Source organism: Micromonospora sp. SYSU B005 (genome assembly GCF_055362685.1).
Genome location: NZ_JAXCFU010000004.1, coordinates 257,060 through 276,145, shown reverse-complemented (window position 1 = coordinate 276,145; position 19,086 = coordinate 257,060). Strand labels below are relative to the sequence as shown.

General features: G+C 73.0%; 17 protein-coding genes. 2 read left to right on the top strand and 15 right to left on the bottom strand.

From position 1 onward, the window contains the following. Positions 1 to 36 precede the first annotated feature (36 nt). The 5 genes from SM452_RS12865 to truB form a co-directional block, all read right to left on the bottom strand. On the bottom strand, positions 37 to 1,404 hold the full coding sequence (locus tag SM452_RS12865; RefSeq protein WP_396880364.1) for a M16 family metallopeptidase: 1,368 nt from the start codon (positions 1,402 to 1,404) through the stop codon (positions 37 to 39). A 122-nt stretch (positions 1,405 to 1,526) separates the two neighbouring features. Next, positions 1,527 to 3,884, bottom strand: coding sequence for a polyribonucleotide nucleotidyltransferase (locus SM452_RS12860; RefSeq protein ID WP_463839976.1), 2,358 nt, complete (start codon positions 3,882 to 3,884; stop codon positions 1,527 to 1,529). A 220-nt stretch (positions 3,885 to 4,104) separates the two neighbouring features. After that, the gene (rpsO, locus tag SM452_RS12855; protein WP_013284678.1) at positions 4,105 to 4,374 is read right to left on the bottom strand and encodes a 30S ribosomal protein S15; all 270 of its coding nucleotides are present in this window, start codon (positions 4,372 to 4,374) and stop codon (positions 4,105 to 4,107) included. A 182-nt stretch (positions 4,375 to 4,556) separates the two neighbouring features. Beyond that, on the bottom strand, positions 4,557 to 5,483 hold the full coding sequence (locus SM452_RS12850; RefSeq protein ID WP_013284677.1) for a bifunctional riboflavin kinase/FAD synthetase: 927 nt from the start codon (positions 5,481 to 5,483) through the stop codon (positions 4,557 to 4,559). A gap of 32 nt (positions 5,484 to 5,515) precedes the next feature. Continuing rightward, on the bottom strand, positions 5,516 to 6,400 hold the full coding sequence (gene truB / locus SM452_RS12845; RefSeq protein WP_463839975.1) for a tRNA pseudouridine(55) synthase TruB: 885 nt from the start codon (positions 6,398 to 6,400) through the stop codon (positions 5,516 to 5,518). Between the two features lie 108 nt (positions 6,401 to 6,508). Here truB and SM452_RS12840 point away from each other — a divergent pair, with 108 nt between their 5' ends. Then, entirely contained in the window at positions 6,509 to 7,513 is a 1,005-nt protein-coding gene (locus SM452_RS12840) for a hypothetical protein (protein WP_463839974.1), read from the top strand. Further along, entirely contained in the window at positions 7,507 to 8,448 is a 942-nt protein-coding gene (locus SM452_RS12835) for a hypothetical protein (RefSeq protein ID WP_262013626.1), read from the top strand. The genes SM452_RS12840 and SM452_RS12835 overlap by 7 nt, the downstream gene beginning before the upstream one ends. Positions 8,449 to 8,454: 6 nt before the next feature. Here SM452_RS12835 and SM452_RS12830 read toward each other — a convergent pair whose 3' ends face one another. The 10 genes from SM452_RS12830 to infB form a co-directional block, all read right to left on the bottom strand. After that, positions 8,455 to 9,777, bottom strand: a complete 1,323-nt coding sequence (locus tag SM452_RS12830) for an MATE family efflux transporter (protein ID WP_463839973.1) — start codon at positions 9,775 to 9,777, stop codon at positions 8,455 to 8,457. Between the two features lie 47 nt (positions 9,778 to 9,824). Beyond that, positions 9,825 to 10,334: a P-loop NTPase family protein gene (locus SM452_RS12825; RefSeq protein ID WP_355506958.1), complete on the bottom strand. Its 510-nt coding sequence runs from the start codon at positions 10,332 to 10,334 to the stop codon at positions 9,825 to 9,827. Between the two features lie 549 nt (positions 10,335 to 10,883). Continuing rightward, entirely contained in the window at positions 10,884 to 11,093 is a 210-nt protein-coding gene (locus tag SM452_RS12820; protein WP_463840024.1) for a DUF6186 family protein, read from the bottom strand. Beyond that, positions 11,093 to 11,500 carry a hypothetical protein gene (locus tag SM452_RS12815; protein WP_262013628.1) on the bottom strand — a complete coding sequence of 136 codons (408 nt, stop codon included), beginning with the start codon at positions 11,498 to 11,500 and terminating at the stop codon, positions 11,093 to 11,095. Before SM452_RS12815 ends, SM452_RS12820 begins: the two co-directional genes overlap by 1 nt. Positions 11,501 to 11,635: 135 nt before the next feature. After that, complete coding sequence (locus tag SM452_RS12810; protein WP_463839972.1) at positions 11,636 to 12,649, bottom strand: DHH family phosphoesterase; 1,014 nt, start codon at positions 12,647 to 12,649, stop codon at positions 11,636 to 11,638. Beyond that, the gene (gene rbfA, locus SM452_RS12805) at positions 12,646 to 13,134 is read right to left on the bottom strand and encodes a 30S ribosome-binding factor RbfA (RefSeq protein WP_463839971.1); all 489 of its coding nucleotides are present in this window, start codon (positions 13,132 to 13,134) and stop codon (positions 12,646 to 12,648) included. The genes SM452_RS12810 and rbfA overlap by 4 nt, the downstream gene beginning before the upstream one ends. 181 nt (positions 13,135 to 13,315) lie before the next feature. Further along, positions 13,316 to 13,609, bottom strand: a complete 294-nt coding sequence (locus SM452_RS12800; RefSeq protein ID WP_043325814.1) for a DUF503 domain-containing protein — start codon at positions 13,607 to 13,609, stop codon at positions 13,316 to 13,318. After that, complete coding sequence (locus SM452_RS12795) at positions 13,552 to 14,517, bottom strand: CPBP family intramembrane glutamic endopeptidase (protein WP_355506954.1); 966 nt, start codon at positions 14,515 to 14,517, stop codon at positions 13,552 to 13,554. Before SM452_RS12795 ends, SM452_RS12800 begins: the two co-directional genes overlap by 58 nt. A 370-nt stretch (positions 14,518 to 14,887) precedes the next feature. Beyond that, entirely contained in the window at positions 14,888 to 15,931 is a 1,044-nt protein-coding gene (locus SM452_RS12790; protein ID WP_463839970.1) for a TRM11 family SAM-dependent methyltransferase, read from the bottom strand. A gap of 89 nt (positions 15,932 to 16,020) precedes the next feature. Next, a complete protein-coding gene (gene infB / locus SM452_RS12785) occupies positions 16,021 to 19,026 on the bottom strand; it encodes a translation initiation factor IF-2 (RefSeq protein WP_463839969.1) in 3,006 nt (1,001 codons plus the stop codon). Positions 19,027 to 19,086: the final 60 nt, after the last annotated feature.

Genomic DNA, 19,086 nt, shown 5'->3' with positions numbered 1-19,086 from the left:
GCGCCCGGCACGGGATCCGGCGGACCGGTGGGCCGCTCAGCTCGTGGCCGCGAAACTGCCGGAGTCGAACGGGCCGACCACGGCCAGCGACATCGGCCGGCCGAGCAGGTCGGCGGCGAGCGCGTTCACGTCGTCGAGCGTCACCGCGTCCACCCGGGACAGCAGGTCGTCCACCGGCATCAGGTTGCCGTAGAGCAGCTCGCCCTTGGCGAGCCGGCTCATCCGCGAGCCGGTGTCCTCCAGCCCGAGCACGAACGAGCCCTTGCTCATCCCCTTGCCCCGGGCCAGCTCCGCCTCGGTGATCCCCTCGGCGGCCACCCGCGCCATCTCCGCGCGGGTCAGGTCCAGCACCTCGTCCACCTTGCCCGGCGCACAGCCGGCGTAGACGGCGAACACGCCGCTGTCGGCGTACTGGCTGGCGTACGAGTAGACCGAGTACGCCAGGCCGCGCTGCTCCCGGATCTCCTGGAACAGCCGGCTGGACATGCCACCGCCGAGCACGTTGTTCAGCACGCCGAGGGCGAACCGCCGGTCGTCGGTGCGGTCGATCCCCGGGCAGCCGAGGATGACGTGCGCCTGCTCGGTCTCCTTCGGCTCGACGAGCGTGGTGGCCGGCTTGGTGCGTACCGCCGGGGTGGCCGACCGGTGCGGCGCGGGCGACGCCGGGTCGGTGTCCAGCGGGGTGCCGCGCAGCGCCTGCCGGACCAGCTTGACCACTGCGGCATGGTCGAGGTTCCCGGCGGCGGCGATCACGATCTGCGGCGCGGTGTAGCGGCGGCGGTAGAAGCCCTGGATCTGCCGCCGGGTCATCGGCGTGACCGTCTCCTCAGTGCCGGAGATGAGCCGGCCCAGCGGGTGGTCGCCGTAGACGGCGCGGGCGAACAGGTCGTGCACCTCGTCGCCGGGCTCGTCGTCGTGCATGGCGATCTCTTCGAGGATGACGCCGCGTTCGGTCTCCACGTCGGCGGGGGCCAGCACCGAGTCGGCGACCAGGTCGCACATGACGTCGATGGCCAGCGGCAGGTCCTCGTCCAGCACCCGCGCGTAGTAGCAGGTGTATTCCTTCGTGGTGAAGGCGTTGGTCTCGCCGCCCACGGCCTCGATCTGCGCCGAGATCTCCAGCGCGCTGCGCTTGTTGGTGCCCTTGAACAGCAGGTGCTCCAGGAAGTGCGCGGCGCCGGCCTGCGTGCCGGTCTCGTCGCGCGAGCCGACCGCCACCCAGATGCCGAACGACACGCTGCGCATCGCCGGGATCGCCTCGGTGAGCACCCGCAGCCCGCTGGGCAGCACGGTACGGCGGACGGTGCCGCCGAGCGGGTCGTCGCTGAGCGTACGGGTGACCGCGCGGGCCGCCGAGCCGGCCGGCGCCACCCCCCGTCCCGTCGAGGCGCCTGACGAACTCACGAGAAACCTGCTCTCCGGATGACGAGGAACGGCGGGACGTACGACGGCTCCAGCTCGCGCAGGCGACCTGGAGCCGTGGGCCGGCCCGGGTGACGCGGACGTCACCCGGGCCGGTCGGTGGATCAGCTGTGCCGGGTCCGGCGGCGCGGACGGGACTCGCCGCCGCCCTCGCCACCCTCGGAGCGGCGCTCGCCACCCTCGGAGCGGCGCTCCCGGTCACCCCGGTCACGCGGGCCGCGGTCGCCGCCGCGGTCACGGCCGGACGGACGGTCGCCACCCTCGGCGGCGGCCGGTGCCTCGGCGCCCTCCGGGCGGACCTTGTCCAGGTAGATCTTGCCGCGGGCGTCGATGTCCGCGATCTCCACCTCGACCTTGTCGCCGACGTTGAGGTAGTCCTCGACCTTCTCGACCCGCTTGCCGTCGCCCACCTTGGAGATGTGCAGCAGGCCGTCGCGGCCCGGCAGCAGCGAGATGAAGGCGCCGAACGCGGCGGTCTTCACCACGGTGCCGAGGAACCGCTCGCCGGCCTTGGGCAGCGTCGGGTTGGCGATCCCGTTGATCCGGTCGACTGCGGCCTGGGCGGACGGGCCGTTTGTGGCGCCGACGTAGATCGTGCCGTCGTCCTCGATGGAGATCTCGGCGCCGGTCTCGTCCTGGATCGCGTTGATGGTCTGGCCCTTCGGGCCGATCACCATGCCGATCTTGTCGACCGGGATCTTGACGGTGGTCACCCGCGGGGCGTAGTCCGACATCTCGGCCGGCGCCTCGATGGCCCGCTGCATCACGTCGAGGATGGTCTGCCGGGCCTCGTGCGCCTGCTGGAGCGCGGCGGCCAGCACGTCCGACGGGATGCCGTCCAGCTTGGTGTCGAGCTGGAGCGCGGTGACGAAGTCACGGGTGCCGGCGACCTTGAAGTCCATGTCGCCGAACGCGTCCTCGGCACCGAGGATGTCGGTCAGCGTCACGTACTGGGTCTTGCCGTCGACCTCGTCGGAGATGAGGCCCATGGCGATGCCGGCGACCGGCGCCTTCAGCGGCACACCGGCCGAGAGCAGGCCCAGCGTCGAGGCGCAGACCGAACCCATCGAGGTGGAGCCGTTGGAGCCGAGCGCCTCGGAGACCTGCCGGATGGCGTACGGGAACTCCTCGCGCGAGGGCAGCACCGGGATCAGCGCCCGCTCGGCGAGCGCGCCGTGGCCGATCTCGCGCCGCTTCGGCGAGCCGACCCGGCCGGTCTCACCGGTCGAGTACGGCGGGAAGTTGTAGTTGTGCATGTAGCGCTTGCGGTTCTCCGGGGACAGCGTGTCCACCATCTGCTCCATGCGCAGCATGTTCAGCGTGGTGACGCCCAGGATCTGGGTCTCGCCGCGCTCGAACAGCGCCGAGCCGTGCACCCGCGGCAGCACGCCGACCTCGGCGGTCAGCGGGCGGATGTCACGCGGGCCGCGGCCGTCGATGCGGACCTGCTCGCGCAGCACCCGGTTGCGGACCTCGGACTTGGTCAGCGAGCGGAACGCGGCGGACAGCTCCTTCTCGCGGCCCTCGAACCGGCCGGTCAGCTCCTCGGCGACCTTGGCCTTGATCCGGTCCAGGGCCTCCTCGCGGTCGGCCTTGCCGGCGATCTTCAGCGCCTCGGTGACGTCGGCGCGGGCCACGTCGGCCACCGCGTCGTACACGTCGTCCTGGTAGTCCAGGAACACCGGGAACTCGCTGACCGGCTTGGCGGCCACCTCGGCCAGCTCGCTCTGCGCCCGGCACAGCTCGCGGATGGCCGGCTTGGCGGCCTCCAGGCCGCTGGCCACGATCTCCTCGGTCGGCGCGGTCGCGCCGCCCGAGATCAGGGCCACCGCGTTCGGGGTGGCCTCGGCCTCGACCATCATGATCGCGACCTCGCCGTCCGGCAGGGTGCGGCCGGCCACGACCATGTCGAAGGTGGCCCGCTCCAGCTCCTCCAGGGTCGGGAAGGCGACCCACTGGCCGTCGACGTGCGCGACCCGGGTCGCGCCGATCGGGCCGGAGAACGGCAGGCCGGAGAGCTTGGTCGACATCGACGCGGCGTTGATCGCCACCACGTCGTACGGGTGCTGCGGGTCGAGCGCCAGGACGGTCTCGACGACCTGGACCTCGTTGCGCAGGCCCTTGACGAACGACGGGCGCAGCGGCCGGTCGATCAGCCGGCAGGTGAGGATCGCGTCCTCGCTGGGCCGGCCCTCGCGGCGGAAGAACGAGCCGGGGATCCGGCCCGCGGCGTACATCCGCTCCTCGACGTCCACCGTCAGCGGGAAGAAGTCGAACGACTCGCGCGGCTGCTTGCCGGCGGTGGTGGCGGAGAGGACGACCGTCTCGCCGAGCTGGGCGACGACGGAGCCGGCAGCCTGGCGGGCCAGGCGGCCGGTGGAGAAGGTGATCTCGCGGGTGCCGAAGGCCCCGTTGTCGATCACCGCGGTACGGGATTCGGTGCCGAGGTTGGTCTCGGTCATGTGCTGTGGTGCTCCTTCGCGTCGTCGGCCGACGACACGGGAACTGCTCAGGCGGCCGGTCTTCGATCGAAGCGCCCGGGACGGCCGGCGTCGTGCCGGGATTCCCGGGGGCCACTACCGGAGACCGGTGCTGACCGGCTCCCTCTCGGGTGTCGCGCGGCCGGGTTCTTCGGTGGTACCGGAAACGGGGGAGCAGCCAGGCGGCCACTCCCCCGTCAGGTCATCGGCGCAGGCCGAGCCGCTCGATGAGCGACCGGTAGCGGTTGATGTCCTTCTTCTGGACGTAGTTCAGCAGCCGGCGGCGCCGGCCGACCAGCAGCAGCAGCCCACGGCGGCTGTGGTGGTCGTGCTTGTGCACCTTCAGGTGCTCGGTGAGCTCCGCGATCCGCTTGGTCAGGACCGCGACCTGCACCTCGGGCGAGCCGGTGTCGCCCTCGGCGGTGGCGTACTCCTGGCGGATCTTGGCCTTGGCTTCCTGGTCGAGCGCCATGTTCTCCCTGTTTCGTGGGTCATTCGATGAGGTCCGGAGCGGTCGTGGTGACCGGTGCAACGGACCGGTTCCTCGCACCCGCGGCGTCGTGCAGGCACGCGAGGCCCCCGTCGGTCAGCCGACGTCTCCGTCAGCCTACCAGCCCTCGGGACGGACGGCCGGTCAAGGTGCCCCCGCGCCGGTCAGAGCACCGCCCGGCGGGTGCGTTCCACGTCCTCGGCGATCTGGGCCACCAGCGGTTCGATCGCGTCGTATGTCCGCTGCTCACGCAGGTGCGCCACGAAGTCCAGGGCCAGCCGTTCGCCGTACAGGTCGCCGCTGAAGTCCAGCGCGTACGCCTCCACCCGCCGCTCCCGGCCGGAGAACGTCGGGTTGGTGCCGATCGACACCGCCGCGGCCAGCGGTTCGCCGTCGCGGCGCACCAGGCGGGCCGCGTACACGCCGTCGGCGGGCACCGCCGCGTACCTGTGGGTCAGCAGGTTGGCGGTGGGGTAACCCAGCTCACGTCCGCGCTGGTCGCCGCGGACCACCACGCCCTCGACCCGGTGCGGGCGGCCGAGCGCCGCCGCCGCCGCGCCCACGTCGCCCGCGTCGACGCAGGACCTGATGTACGTGGAGGAGAAGACCGTCCCCGCCTCGGCGACCAGCGGCGCGCCCTCGACCGCGAACCCGAAGGTACGGCCCAGCCGCTCCAGCAGCGGCACGTCACCGGCGGCCCGGTGCCCGAACCGGAAGTTGTCGCCGACCACCACCAGCGCGGCGTGCAGGTGCGCGACCAGGACGTCGTGCACGAACGCCTCGGGTGGCAGCCGGGAGAACTCGACTGTGAACGGCACCACGCAGAGCACGTCCACGCCGAGCGCCTCGATCAGCTCGGCCTTGCGGGCCGGCTCGGTCAGCACCGCCGGGTGCGAGCCGGGGCGTACCACCTCGGCCGGGTGCGGGTCGAACGTCACCACCACCGACTTGACGCCCAGCTCCCGGGCGCGTGCCACGGCGTGCCCGATGGTCGCCTGGTGCCCCCGGTGCACGCCGTCGAAGACGCCGATGGTGACCACCGAGCGTCCCCAGCCGCCGGGCGCCGCCTCGTACCCCCGCCACCGCTGCATGCCGTTCCTCCCCTGTCCGCCCCGCGCGCCGTTCAGGCCGGGGCCAGCACGATCTCCGCGCGGGCCCGACCGTCCCGCTCGCTGACGATAGCGATCAGCCCGCCCGCCGGGTCGAAGACGGCGTACGGCCCGGTGATCCCGGCCGGTGCCAGCGGCCCGCCGTGGGAGAGCACCCGGGTCTCGTCGGCGGTGGCGTCCCGGCGCGGGAAGAACCGCGCGGCGGCGGCGTCCAGCGGCAGGTTCACCACGTCCGGCGCGCGCTCCTCGAGCTGGTCGAGCGTGGCCGCCTCGTCGAGCGTGAACCCGCCCACAGCGGTCCGGCGCAGCGCGGTGAGGTGGCCGCCGACGCCGAGCGCCGCGCCCGCGTCGCGGGCCAGCGCCCTGATGTACGTCCCGGACGAGCAGGTCACGTCCACGTCCACGTCCACCACGTCCGGGACGTCCCGGCGGATCGCCAGCACGTCCAGCCGTGACACGGTGACCCGCCGGGCGGGCAGTTCGACCGCCTCGCCGTCGCGGACCCGCTTGTACGCCCGCTGACCGTTGATCTTGATGGCGCTCACCGCGCTCGGCACCTGGTCGATCTCGCCGGTGAGGGCGGCCAGCGCGGCGCGTACCCCGTCGTCGGTGACCGCGCCGGCCGGGGTGGTCGCGACCACCTCGCCCTCGGCGTCGTCGGTGACCGTGGACTGTCCCAGCCTGATTGTCGCGGCGTAGCTCTTGCCGGCGCCGATCACGTACGTGAGCAGCCGGGTCGCCCGGCCCACACCGATCACGAGGACGCCGGTGGCCATCGGGTCGAGCGTGCCGCCGTGACCGACGCGGCGGGTACGGGCCAGCCGCCGGATGCGGGCCACCACGTCGTGCGACGTCATGCCGCCGGGCTTGTCGACCACGATCAGACCGTCTGTGCTCACGACCGCCAAGCCTGCCAGACGCCGGTGATCGGCCCTGCGGGGGATACCGCCCAGCTTCGGCGAGGTGTCAAGATCGTGCGCCCCCGACCCGTCTGCCCGGGAAGTCCGATGACCGATCACCGCTCCACCCCCGACCCCTACTCCACCGGCCGACCGCCGGAGGACGAACTGGGACGGGTGCCCGAGTGGCTGCGCCGGCCCGAGCCCGAGGTGCCGCCCGGCCGGGCGGACCGGCTGCGGATCGCGCTCGGCGGGCACTCCGGCAAGCTGCTCGGCGGCGTGGTCGTGCTGGCGCTACTCGCGTTCTTCGGGCTCGTCGGCGGCCTGGGCTACCAGGGCTTCCAGCGCTGGCGCGAGATCTCGACGGCATACCCGACGACGAGCCCGCCGAGCGGTGAGCAGGCGGTCAGCTCCGCGTCGCCCCCGCCGGCCGCCGGCCCGTTCGACGGCACCCCCGCGGCCGGCTTCCCGGAGGGTGCGGCCGGGATCGCGCTGCCCCGGGTCAAGCGGACCGGCCCGTTCACCGAGAAGCAGGTGGCCGACGGTCTGGCCAAGGTACGCAAGGCCCTGGTCACCGCCCGGCTGGACCGCACGTTCTTCACCGAGAAGAGCCCGGATCGGCTGGTGCGCCAGTTCGCCCCGGACACCCGCGCCAGCATCCGGAAGGACTTCACGGCCGGCGGCGCCGCCAACTACGCCACCCGGCTCGGGCCGGGCACCCGGTTGACGAACGACCCGCCGCGGGTGCAGGGGCGGATCTCGTACCGCGCGACCCGGGATGCGTACGACATCCGCGTCCTGGAGATCACCACCAACTTCGTCTGGGTCTACGCCGTCCGGAGCACCCGCGCCCCGTCGGTCCCGGACGTCATCCTGGTGCACGACACGGTGATCTGGGAGGTGCCCCTCCCGGCGGACGTCGTCACCGGCTCCCGAGGGCTGTGGATGCGGGACGCGAACTCCTACGTGACGAACGTGGAGTGCGCCGGTCTGAGCAAGGGTCTGCTGGAACTGGAGATCACGCCGACCTACGGGGACGCCGGCAGCTCCGGGGAGCACCCGGACGCCGTGTACGACCTGGACCGCTCGCTGAAGGTCGCGGACCCGTGCTGAGCCCGAGGGGATCCGAGCGGGACGGCTACCCCGACTGGCTGGACCGGTTGGAGCGGGAGATCCGGCCGAGCCTCGCCGTACGCCTGCGGATCTGGTGCCGGCGGCGCGCCCGCCGGCTGACGGCCGCGCTCGGCGTGGTGCTGCTGCTGGCAGCCGCGGCCGGTGCCGCCGGTTACGGCTACCGGCAGCTCCGGCGTCCGGCAGCCGCGCCGTCCCCGGCGGTCACCGGCGCTCCGGCGACCGCGGGACCGACTGTCCCGCCGGATGTCTTCGCCGGCACGCCGGCGGCGGACTGGCCGGCGGGGGCGGCCGGGATCGTGCTGCCACCGGCCCGGCCGACCGGCGGCTTCACCGGCGCCGAGGTGTCCGCCGGGCTGGCGCGGGTCCGCGCCGCCATGCTGACCGCCCGCCTGGACCGCGCGTTCATGACCGGCGGCAGCCCGGCCCCGCTGCTGCGTCACGTCGCGCCGGCTGCCCGGGAGTCGGTGCGGAAGGACTGGTCCACCGAGACGATCGCCACGTACGCGACCCGGCTGGCCCCGGACGCCCGGCTCACCCCGGACCAGCCGCGGACGAAGGGCCGGTTCACCTACCGCGCCGTCCGGCAAGCCGACGGCGTACGGATGCTGGAGGTGACCAGCAACTTCGTCTGGGTCTACGGGTTCCGCGACCTCGCCTCCCGATCCGGTCACTCGGTGGTGGTGCTGCACGACGAGATCGTCTGGCGGTTGCCGCACGCCGGCGACGTGGCACGGGCCGACCGGGGGCTCTGGTTGCACCGGATGTCGAGCTACGGGTCGGGCGTGGACTGCGACGCCGTGAAGCTCGGGCTGATCCGCCCCGGCGGCCTGGACCCGGCCGGCATCGGCTCCCCCGAGGACCCCGACGCGCTGTACGACCCGGAGCACCCGATCGAGCTGCCGGTCTCATGCTGACCGGCGTCAGCGGACCGCGCCGACCACCGCCCACGCGCCCGAGCGCATCCGCAGCAGCAGGCCGACCAGCCGCAGCACCACGAACAGCGTCAGCCCGGCCCAGATCCCGCCCAGCCCGAGGTCGAACGCGTAGGCCAGCCAGATCGCCGGCAGGAACCCGCCGAACGCGCACACGATGGTGAGGTTGCGCAGGTAGCGCACGTCGCCCGCGCCGATCAGCACCCCGTCGAGCGCGAACACCACGCCGCCGATCGGCTGGAGCGCGACGAACCAGGGCCAGGCCGTCATGGCCTGCTCGCGTACCTGCGGATCGGAGCTGAACCACGACGGCACCACGCCGGCGCCGGCGGCGATGAGCACCGCGAACGCCACGCCGCACAGCCCGCCGAGCAGCGCGACGCGGCGGGCCAGGAACCGCGCGGCCGCCGCGTCGCCGCCGCCGAGCGCGGCGCCGACGAGCGACTGCGCGGCGATGGCCAGCGCGTCGAGCACCAGTGTGGTGAAGAACCACAGCTGTACGGCGATCTGGTGCGCGCCGACCGCGGCGGCGCCGAAGCGGGCCGCGACGGCGGTGGCGGACAGGAAGCTGGCCTGGAACGCGACGCCCCGCACGAGCAGGTCCCGGCTGAGCACGAGCTGCTGGCCGATCACCCGGGGCCGGGGGCGCAGCGAGACCCGCTCCCGCACGAGCGCCGCCGCGAACAGCACGCCGGACAGCGTCTGCGCGATCGCGTTCGCCACCGCCGAGCCGACCAGGCCGAGCCCGGCCGGATAGACCAGCAGCGGGCAGAGCACCGCGGAGAGCAGGTTCGGGCCGAGCACGAACAGCAGCGGGCGGCGGGTGTCCTGGATGCCGCGCAGCCAGCCGTTGCCGGCGGCGGCGAGCAGCAGGCCGGGCGCGCCGAGGGCCGCGATCCGCAGCCATCCGGCGGCGGCGTCGACCACCTCGCCGGGGCCGCCGACGAGGGTACGCGCCAGCGCGCCGCCGCCGATGCCGATGGCGACCGCCACCAGCACTCCGGTGGCGAGCGCGAGCCAGGACGCCTGGACGCCCTCGGCCACCGCGGCGGCCCGGTCCCCCGCCCCGAACCGGCGGGCCGAGCGGCCGGTGGTGCCGTACGCGACGACGGTGCCGACCCAGGCGGTGAGCGTCATGACGGTGCCGCCGACGGCCAGCGCGGCCAGCGGCACCCGCCCGAGGTGACCGACCACCGCGGTGTCGACCAGGACGTAGAGCGGCTCGGCGGCCAGCACCACGAGGGCGGGCAGCGCGAGCGCGGCGATCCGCCGCGGCGAGGCGGTGACGGCGGGGGCGGCAGTGGTGCTCATCGCCGCCGATCCTGGCACGCCCCCAGTAAGGTCCGCAAGGCGCGGTACTACTTACCCACGTCGGCCAGGAACCGGGCCGTGTCACGGCGCCCCCGCAGGCGGCGCACCGGCAGCCCGGGGGCGTGCTCGGACAGCGCGGCCAGCACCCGGGGCCGGGAGTCGCGGGGGTAACGCCAGACGTAGGGCAGGAAGTCGAGATCGAGCCGCTCCGGGCAGCCCTCGGGCCGGTCGGGGCGGGCCGCGGCGCGATGTGCCCACCGGCGGCGGACGATCCGGACCATGCAGCGCAGCCGGGAGGTGTCGCAGAGCACCAGCAGGTCGGCGCGGGGCAGCCGCAGGTCGAGCGTGCTCGCGTAGTTGCCGTCCATCACCCAGGCCGGGCGGGCGGCGAGCGCGGCCACCTCGGCGCGGAAGTCGGCCGGGGCGGAGGCGGTCCAGCCGGGGCGCCAGTAGTGCCGGTCGAGGTGGATCAGGGGAAGGTCGAGTCGCCGGGCCAGTTCACCGGCGAGTGTGCTCTTGCCGGCGCCGGAGCCGCCGACCACGAGGATGCGTCTCACCGGGCGACGGTAACGGCGCGCGGGCGGCGATGCGCCCCGAGCGGCGGTGACGTCGGCGTCGGGCCGGGGTGTGGACCGCGGGCCCGGCCGGCGTCACCGCCGGACGGCGTACGTCACTGACGGGTGTCCATCGAGGTCTGCAGCGCGCGGCGCATCTGCTCGCGCGCCTCGTCGGTGGTGGTCTCGGTCTGCGGCTTGCGCTTGCTGGGCATCTGAGGTCCTTCCAGGGTGCGGACCGCCGGGACGTGGCGGTCCTACGGGCGCCCGGCGCTCCGGATCGGCGCGACGGCGAATCGCGCCGCGACCGGAGGTCGTCGGCGGCTGAGCGCCCGGCAGCGGTCCGGGATCACCGGAGCGGCTCGCCTGGCAGCGGGAGCCCGGGTCGGTCTGACCCTGGAGGGAGGCGAGGCCGGGTGCGGCACCACCGCCCGTGACCAGCGCCGCGAAGCGCCGGTCCCGCACCCAAATTAACGTTCACTTTCCAGATACTGCCTACAGTTCCCGAAATGCGGAAAGATCAACGTCGTCGTCCCGCTCCGGCGAGGGCGGTCAGCGGGCCAGGAAGTGCCAGCCCAGCCACCACCAGAAACCGAACAGCCCGATCCGGCCGACCGGCACCGGGCCCACCTCGTACGGCATGACGAACGCGCAGACGTCGGCCAGCGACGGGATCCGCGAACCCTCCCGGCGCGCGGCCCACTCGACCACCGCGAACAGCACGATCGAGACTCCGAACCCGCCGATCGCCAGTGCGCGCATCATCGGCGCACCAGTCCCCAGAACGCGGACAGCCACGCGAACCAGGCCGCCGACCGGGCCAGATTGTCCTCCAGCAGCGGATCGGCCAGCCGGGAGAAGGTGGGGAAGTCGTCACCGGCCGCCATCACGAACGTGGCCCCCTCGAAGACCCCGAAGACGGTCACCGGCACCAGCCACCACAGCGCCACCGACGGCAGCCGGCGCGGCGCCGGACGCCGGGGCACCCGGTTGCTCAGGCCGACCCAGATCAACCCCCCGCCGGTGGTGAGGATGTAGAGGTTCGCCGCGGTCGAGAAGGACGGCATCTGGCCGCCGACCAGGGACAGGCAGATCAGCACCGGCACGGCGACGACCGGCCGGTCCCAGGCCCGGGGCGCCTCGACGGTGAGCTCACGGGGATGATCCATCACCCGATTGTCCCCAGCGTCACGCACGGCGGAAAGGCTGGCACGCCTCGTAATCCCTGGAAAAGCCGCCGATCAGCTCACATCTCGGTGTGCCGCCACGCCTCGGCACCGCGGAGATTAAGGGACAATCCGTCCTTAAGGGGCGGCAGCGAGTTCGGCACGGATCCGGCCGACCACCTCGTCGAGCGATCCCCGGCCGGTGAAGCCGGCCGCGAACCGGTGCCCGCCGCCGCCGAGCGTCACCGCCACCCGGCTCACGTCCACCGCGCCCTTGCTGCGCAGCGACACCGCCCATTCGGCCTCGCCCGCCTGCTTGACCACGCAGCTCACGTCCGCCTCGGCGGTGCAGCGCACCGAGTCGATCAGCGCCTCCAGCACGTACGCGGGCTGGTCGTGGCGGACCAGGTCGTCGCGGGTGGCGTACGTCCAGACGAGCCCGTGCCCGTCGGCGGCCGCCGGTTCCAGCGTGGCCCGGCCCAGCACCTCGCCGAAGAGGCGGACGGCGCCGAACGGGCGGGTGTCGAAGATCCGCCGGGAGATGTCGCCGGGCCGGATGCCGGTGGCGATCAGGCGCGCCGCCGTCTCGTGCACCGCCGGGGTGGTCGCCTCGAACCGGAACGAGCCCGTGTCGGTGGTGAGCGCGACGTACAGCCCGGTCGCGATCTCCGCGTCCAGCGTGACGCCGAGCCGGTCCAGCAGCTCCAGCGCCACCACCGAGGTGGCTGCGGCGTGCGGGTCGACCAGGCTGATCCGGCCGAAGCCGGTGTTCGAGGCGTGGTGGTCGAGCACCAGCGAGGCGCCCGCCGTGTCCAGCCGGTCGGCCAGGTCACCGAGCCGGGACTCGCTCGCCGCGTCGAAGCAGATCACCAGGTCCGGCGCCGGGTACGCGTCGTCCTGCGGCACCAGCAGGTCCACCCCGGGCATCCAGCGGAACGGCTCCGGCACCTCCGGCGGGCCGGGGAAGGTGGCCTGGAGATCGCGTACGCCGAGCCGGCGCAGGCCCAGCGCGAAGCCGAGCATGCTGCCCAGCGCGTCCCCGTCCGGGTTCACGTGGCAGATCAGCAGCACCCGCGCGTCGGCGGGGAGATCGCGTACCGCCGCGACGGCGGCCGCCCACGCGGTCTCGGTGGGCCCGGCCGCCTCGGTCACCGGCGCTCGCCGGCGCGCGGCTCGTCGTCGTCCTCGTCCTCGGCCGAGGCGTCGTCGGCGTCCTCGTCGTCCTCGACCCGGTACGGCTGGGCGTCGCCCGCGTACGAGGACTTGGCGGCCAGCCGCTGCACCTCGGCGTCGGCGGTACGCGCGGCGGCGAGCAGGTCGTCGATGTGCTTGACCTGGTCCTGCACGTCGTCGAGGACGAAGGTCAGCGTCGGCGAGTGCCGCAGCCCGAGCGCCTTGCCGACGGTGCTGCGCAGCATGCCCTTGGCGCTCTCCAGCGCGGCGGCGGTGCTCGCCTGGGCCGCCGCGTCACCGAGCACCGTGTAGAAGACGGTGGCGTCGCGCAGGTCGGCCGTGATCCGGGCGTCGGTGATCGTGATCATGCCGAGCCGGGGGTCCTTGATCTGGCTGCGCACCAACGACGCGACGAGTTCCCGGATGCGCTCCGCGTGCCGGCGAACCTTTGCCTGATCCGTCATGTCCCCCACCTCCGGGATCACCTGTACCAATGACGGCACCGGACCACCAGGCGATCCGGGCCGTCGGCCGGAGACGGCGGGCGCGTGGGCGCCGCCGGGTCCGACCGCCCAACGCTGAAGAACACTACCCGCGCCCGGCCGGGCGTCGCGCGGCACGGCCGGAGTGCCGCGCGACGCGCCGTCAGTCGTCCTCGCCGTGCAGTCGACGGCGGACCGACAGCAGCTCGGTCTCCGGGCGGGCGGCGACCAGCCGCTCGCAGGAGTCGAGCACCTCGCGGACGTGGGCCGGCTCGGCGGCCACCACAGCCACCCCGATCTCGGCCCGGCCGTGCAGGTCCAGCGCCCCCACCTCGGCGGCGGAGACCTCGAACTTGCGCAGCGCGGCGACGATCGGCCGGACGTAGGACCGCTTGGCCTTCAGGGACCGGGAGTCACCCGGGAGCAACAGGTCGAACAGCGCGGTTCCGGTATACACGGCGAGCAACGGTACGCCTGCGGCGTGACTCCGCGCTGCCATTTGCTGGCCGGCTCGGGCTGGGCGGCGCTCTCTGCCTGGTCATCGACGGCCCTCGGTACCGCGAGCCGTCGTCCGGCCAGGATCCAGACGCACACGACCGCCATCGGTACCGCCGTCAGGAGCATCACCGTGATCTCACCGAGTTCTCCGCCTTCGCTCAGCAGCAATCCTGTCAGCAGGGCCAGAACCATGTTGTTGCCGGCGTGAGCCAAGCTCGGCGGCCAGATACTGTCGCTCCGCGAGCGCAGCCAGGCGAGAATGATTTCCTGCAGCAGGAAACCCACTGTCCAGACCAACAGCCCGAGGAGAACATTGGTGAATTCGATATAACCGAGAAAGGCGAGCGGATAGTGCCAGACCGCCCAGATGAGCCCTGTCACGGTGGCCGACATAAGCGGCCTGCCCACGAAAATCCTGAGCCTCAGATAGCTCGTCCAGCCGAACTCCTCACCCCAGTAGAAGGGGGTGAGCAACGGGACGGCAACCATCAGCAGAAGAACGAGCGCCCACCCCGGAAGCCCAGGAACGGCGCCGTCCAGGGCAGAGGGATCCGGATTCCACAGGCCCGTCGCCACCGCCAACCCGACGGTAGCCACCACGAGCCCCATCGGACCGAGCCAAGCCACGAGATAGGAGGACCACGCACCGCGCAAACGAGGAGCGAGCCCCGCATCGCGGAACCCCTCCCGCGTGATCCACCGACGTACGACGATCGCAGCCATGGCTGGGGCGAAGCCAAAAGGAAGCTGAACCAGCGGGTTGACCAGCGAAAGCCCCAAGCCCAGCCGGGCGAGGAGCAACCACGCCCAACTCATCCCAAACGAAATGACTAAGAATGCCAGCACCCCTTTCATTCTCGTCGTCACGAAGTGCCACCTTCCTTCTGGTTCCGTTGCAGAGCCAGAAGATCATGGGGTTCGTGTCGCGGTCACTGACACTCGTGGGCGTATTGCGAGTATGGCTAGGCATACCCGGACGACCGGCCATGTCTCGCGGGGTCGCGTTCGCCGTGGGCACGGACCTTCGCGTGACGGCCTTCTGCCGGCGTGACAGCTTCGGTCGGAGGCGGCGCCCGCGTCGGAGCCGGGGCAACGGCGCGATCATTCGCCCGGTAGCCGTGAGAGTGATCGAGGCCGCCGGGCGCGGATCTGGCCGATGTGCGGACGTGAGACAGCCGCAGCGGACCCCCTACCCGCCGAACTCCAAGCCGCCCTCGGCCTCATCCACGGCACGCACTCAAGGCGCGACCGCCACCAGCACGTCCCGCTCGATCGCCTGGTCGACCCGGTGGGCGAAGTCACCGAAGCCGGGGCCGCCGAGCACCCGCAGACCGGCGTCGGCCAGCACCGCCTCCGCCTGCGCCCGCGGCGCCACGTGGGTGTTCCAGGACAGCCCGATCGCGCCACCGGGGCGCAGCAGCTCCCGCCACACCGGCACGGCCGCGGTGAGCAGCTCCAGCGGGCTGCGGGACAACCCCTGGCCGGTACGGCTGCCGTGCGCCACCCCGTACGGCGCGTCGGTGACGATCACGTCCGCGCAGCGGGCGCGCAACGCCTCGCGGGCCCGGGTGGTGTCGGTGTTGAGCACGGTGACCCGCTGGGTGGCCCCGGCCCGGTGCTCGTCCCGCGACGGCGCGAGCACCGCCTCGAACCGGCGGGCGACCAGCTTGCGGTCCCGGCGCACCGACGTCGACTCGGCGGTGTGCTTGAGCCGCTTGCGGCGCAGCCAGGTACGCAGGAACGCCGCGTACGCCTCCACGTCCTGACTGTCGCGCTCGATGCCGATGCCGTCGTAGCCGTACATCAGCGCCTGGTTGAGCGTGGTGCCCCGGCCGCAGAGCGGGTCCAGCACCACCACCGGCCCGTCCAGCATCCGCGGCGCGGCGGCGGAGGCGAGCACCGTGACGTTGAGCAGCAGCCGGGTGAACTGCTCGTTGGTCTTGCCGGCGTACTTGGGGATGGTGATCAGGTCGGAGTCGTACCGGGCCAGCGGGCGCAGCGGCACCGGCCGCAGCAGGTCGTCGCCGACCCGCTCGAACAGCGCGTACGCGGCCGACAGGTTCGCCAGGTGAGCCAGGTCCCGCTCGCCCAGCCCGGGGCCGCCGGTGGTGAACGTCAGGTACTCCACCCCGCCGATCCGCGTCACCTCCGCGTCGGCCGGTACGGCGTCCAGTACGCCGGAACCGGCGAACACGGCCAGTTCGGCGCGGGCCAGCCGGGCCGCCGCGTCGGCGTAGACGCGGTTGGCGGAGGGGGCGAGGAGCAGTGCGTACCGGATCACGCCGCAGATTGTCGCAGCCTGCGGAAACGGCGACGGCCGGGGCCCGAAGGCCCCGGCCGCCGGCCGCCGGCCGGTCGTACGCGTGGTTCTCAGGCGCGCGGCTTCTCGCGCATCTCGAACGTCTCGATGACGTCGCCGACCTGGACGTTGTTGTAGCCGCCCAGCGTCAGACCACACTCGAAGCCCTCGCGGACCTCGGTCGCGTCGTCCTTGAACCGCTTCAAGGAGCTGATCGTGAGGTTGTCCGCCACGACCGCCCCGTCCCGCAGCAGCCGCGCCTTGGCGTTGCGGCGGATGAGGCCGGACCGGACGATACAGCCGGAAATGTTGCCGATCTTGGACGAGCGGAAGACGTCGCGGATCTCCGCGGTGCCCAGCTCGACCTCCTCGTACTCCGGCTTGAGCAGACCCTTGAGCGCGGCGTCGATCTCCTCGATGGCCTGGTAGATGACGGTGTAGTACCGGATCTCCACGCCCTCGCGGTCGGCCATCTCGCGGACCTTGTTCGAGGCCCGCACGTTGAAGCCGATGATCGTGACCGCCTCGGACGAGGCGCTCGCGAGCATGACGTCGCTCTCGGTGATCGCGCCCACGCCCCGGTGGATGATCCGAAGCTGGACCTCCTCGGGGATGTCGAGGTTGAACAGCGCGTCCTCGAGCGCCTCCACGGAACCGGAGACGTCGCCCTTGAGCACCAGGTTGAGCGAGGTCTTCTCGCCCTCCTTGAGCTGCTCCATGAGCGTCTCGAGAGTGGCCCGGCCACGGGAGTTGGCGAACGACGCCGCCCGCCTCCGCGCCTGCCGCTGCTCGGCGATCTGCCGCACGGTGCGGTCGTCCTCGGCGGCCAGGAAGGTGTCACCCGCACCCGGCACCGTGGTCAGACCCAGCACCATGACCGGACGGGCCGGACCGGCCGAATCGACCGGCTTGCCGTTCTCGTCGAGCATGGCCCGGACCCGGCCGTGCGCCCCACCGGCGACGATCGAGTCACCGGCACGCAGGGTGCCCTTCTGCACCAGCACGGTCGCCACCGCACCACGGCCCTTGTCCAGGTGCGCCTCGATCGCGACACCCTGCGCCGGCCCGTCGATCGGAGCGGTCAGCTCCAGCGACGCGTCGGCGGTCAGCAGCACGGCCTCGAGCAGTTCCTCGATGCCGATACCGGGCTTGGCCGCCACGTTGACGAACATGGTGTCGCCGCCGTACTCCTCGGCGACCAGGCCGTACTCGGTCAGCTGCTGGCGGACCTTGTCCGGGTTCGCCTCGGGCTTGTCGACCTTGTTGACCGCGACCACGATCGGCACGTCCGCCGCCTTGGCGTGGTTGAGCGCCTCGATGGTCTGCGGCATGACGCCGTCGTCGGCCGCGACCACCAGGATCACGATGTCCGTGACCTGGGCACCACGGGCACGCATGGCGGTGAACGCCTCGTGACCCGGGGTGTCGATGAACGTCACCGCGCGGTCCTCGCCCTCGTGCGGGACGTGGACCTGGTAGGCGCCGATGTGCTGGGTGATGCCACCCGCCTCGCCGGCCACCACGTTCGCCTTGCGGATCGCGTCGAGCAGCTTGGTCTTACCGTGGTCGACGTGACCCATGACGGTCACGACCGGCGCACGGCTGACCAGGCGGTCCGCCGCGACCTCGGCGTCGAGGTCGATGTTGAACTGCGCGAGCAGCTCGCGGTCCTCGTCCTCCGGGCTGACGATCTGCACGTCGAAGCCGAGGTGCTCACCCAGCAGCTGCAGGGTCTCGTCGGAGCACGACTGGGTGGCCGTCACCATCTCGCCCAGGTTGAACATCTCCTGGACCAGCGAACCCGGGTTGGCGTTGATCTTGTCGGCGAAGTCCGACAGCGAGGCGCCACGGGACAACCGGACGACCTGACCCTGACCGCGGGGCGCGCCCGAGGACATGGTCGGGGCCGACAGGTTGTCGAACTCCTGTCTGCGCTGCTTCTTGGACTTGCGACCGCGGGTGGGCCGGCCGCCGGGACGCCCGAAGGCACCCGCCGCGCCACCGCCACGGCCACGACCGCCGCCACCGGGACGGCCACCGCCGCCGACCGGACCACCCGGACGGAAACCACCGCCGGGAGCACCGCCACCGCCGCCGGGACCGCCGCGGTAGCCACCGCCACCGCCGCCACCACCGGGACCGCCGCGGTAGCCACCGCCACCGCCGCCACCACCGGGTCCACCGCGGTAGCCACCGCCACCGCCGCCGGGACGACCGGCGCCGCCGCCGGGTCCACCACGACCGCCACCGGGGCCGCCGGGGCGGCCGGTGGTCGGGCGCTGGCTCGGCATCGAGGCCGGGCTCGGCCGCGGCGGCATCGACGCCGGGCTGGGCCGCGGCGGCATGCCGGCCGGGCTGGGACGGGGACCGCCCGCACCGGCGGCCGGGGGCCGCTGCTGCTGGCCGCCCTGGATACCGAACGGGTTGTTACCGGCGCCGCGCGCCGGCGGACGACCGCCGGGCCGGGCACCGGGGCCCTGACCCTGACCCGGACCGCCGGGACGACCGGCGGCCGGGGAACCCGGACGCGGCGGCATGGCGTTCGGGCCGGGACGCGGACCCGGGCGAGCACCGCCCTCGGCCGGGGGCTCCCGGCGTACGGTCTCGCGCTGCTGCTGACGGGCGGCCTGGGCGGCCTTGACCGCGGCCTCCTGCTCAGCCTTGAGCGCGGCGGCACGCGCCTCGGCGGCTGCCACTTCGATGTCGTGCGCGCTCGCCGGCTTGGCGACCGGAGTCGCCGGCTGCGGCGGGCCGGGGACCGGGCCCTTGGGCTTCGGTCCAGGGGTCGGCGCGGCCGGACGCCGGGGCGGCATCGGCTTGGCCGAGACCCGGGGGGCACCCGGGGTCGGGGTGGGCGTCGGGGTCGGTGCCGGGCCACTGGGCGCGGCAGCCGGCGGGCCGGCGGGCGCCGACGAACCGGCTACGAACGCGCTACGCAGCCGCCGGGCGACAGGCGCCTCGACGGTGCTGGACGCGGACTTCACGAACTCGCCCATCTCCTTGAGCTTGGCGAGAACGGTCTTGCTTTCGACCCCGAGCTCCTTGGCAAGCTCGTGTACGCGGGCCTTTCCTGCCACTGCACTCCTCACTCCGAGGTCGTGCGGGCAGCACCCGCAGCGACCTCACTCCTGCACTTG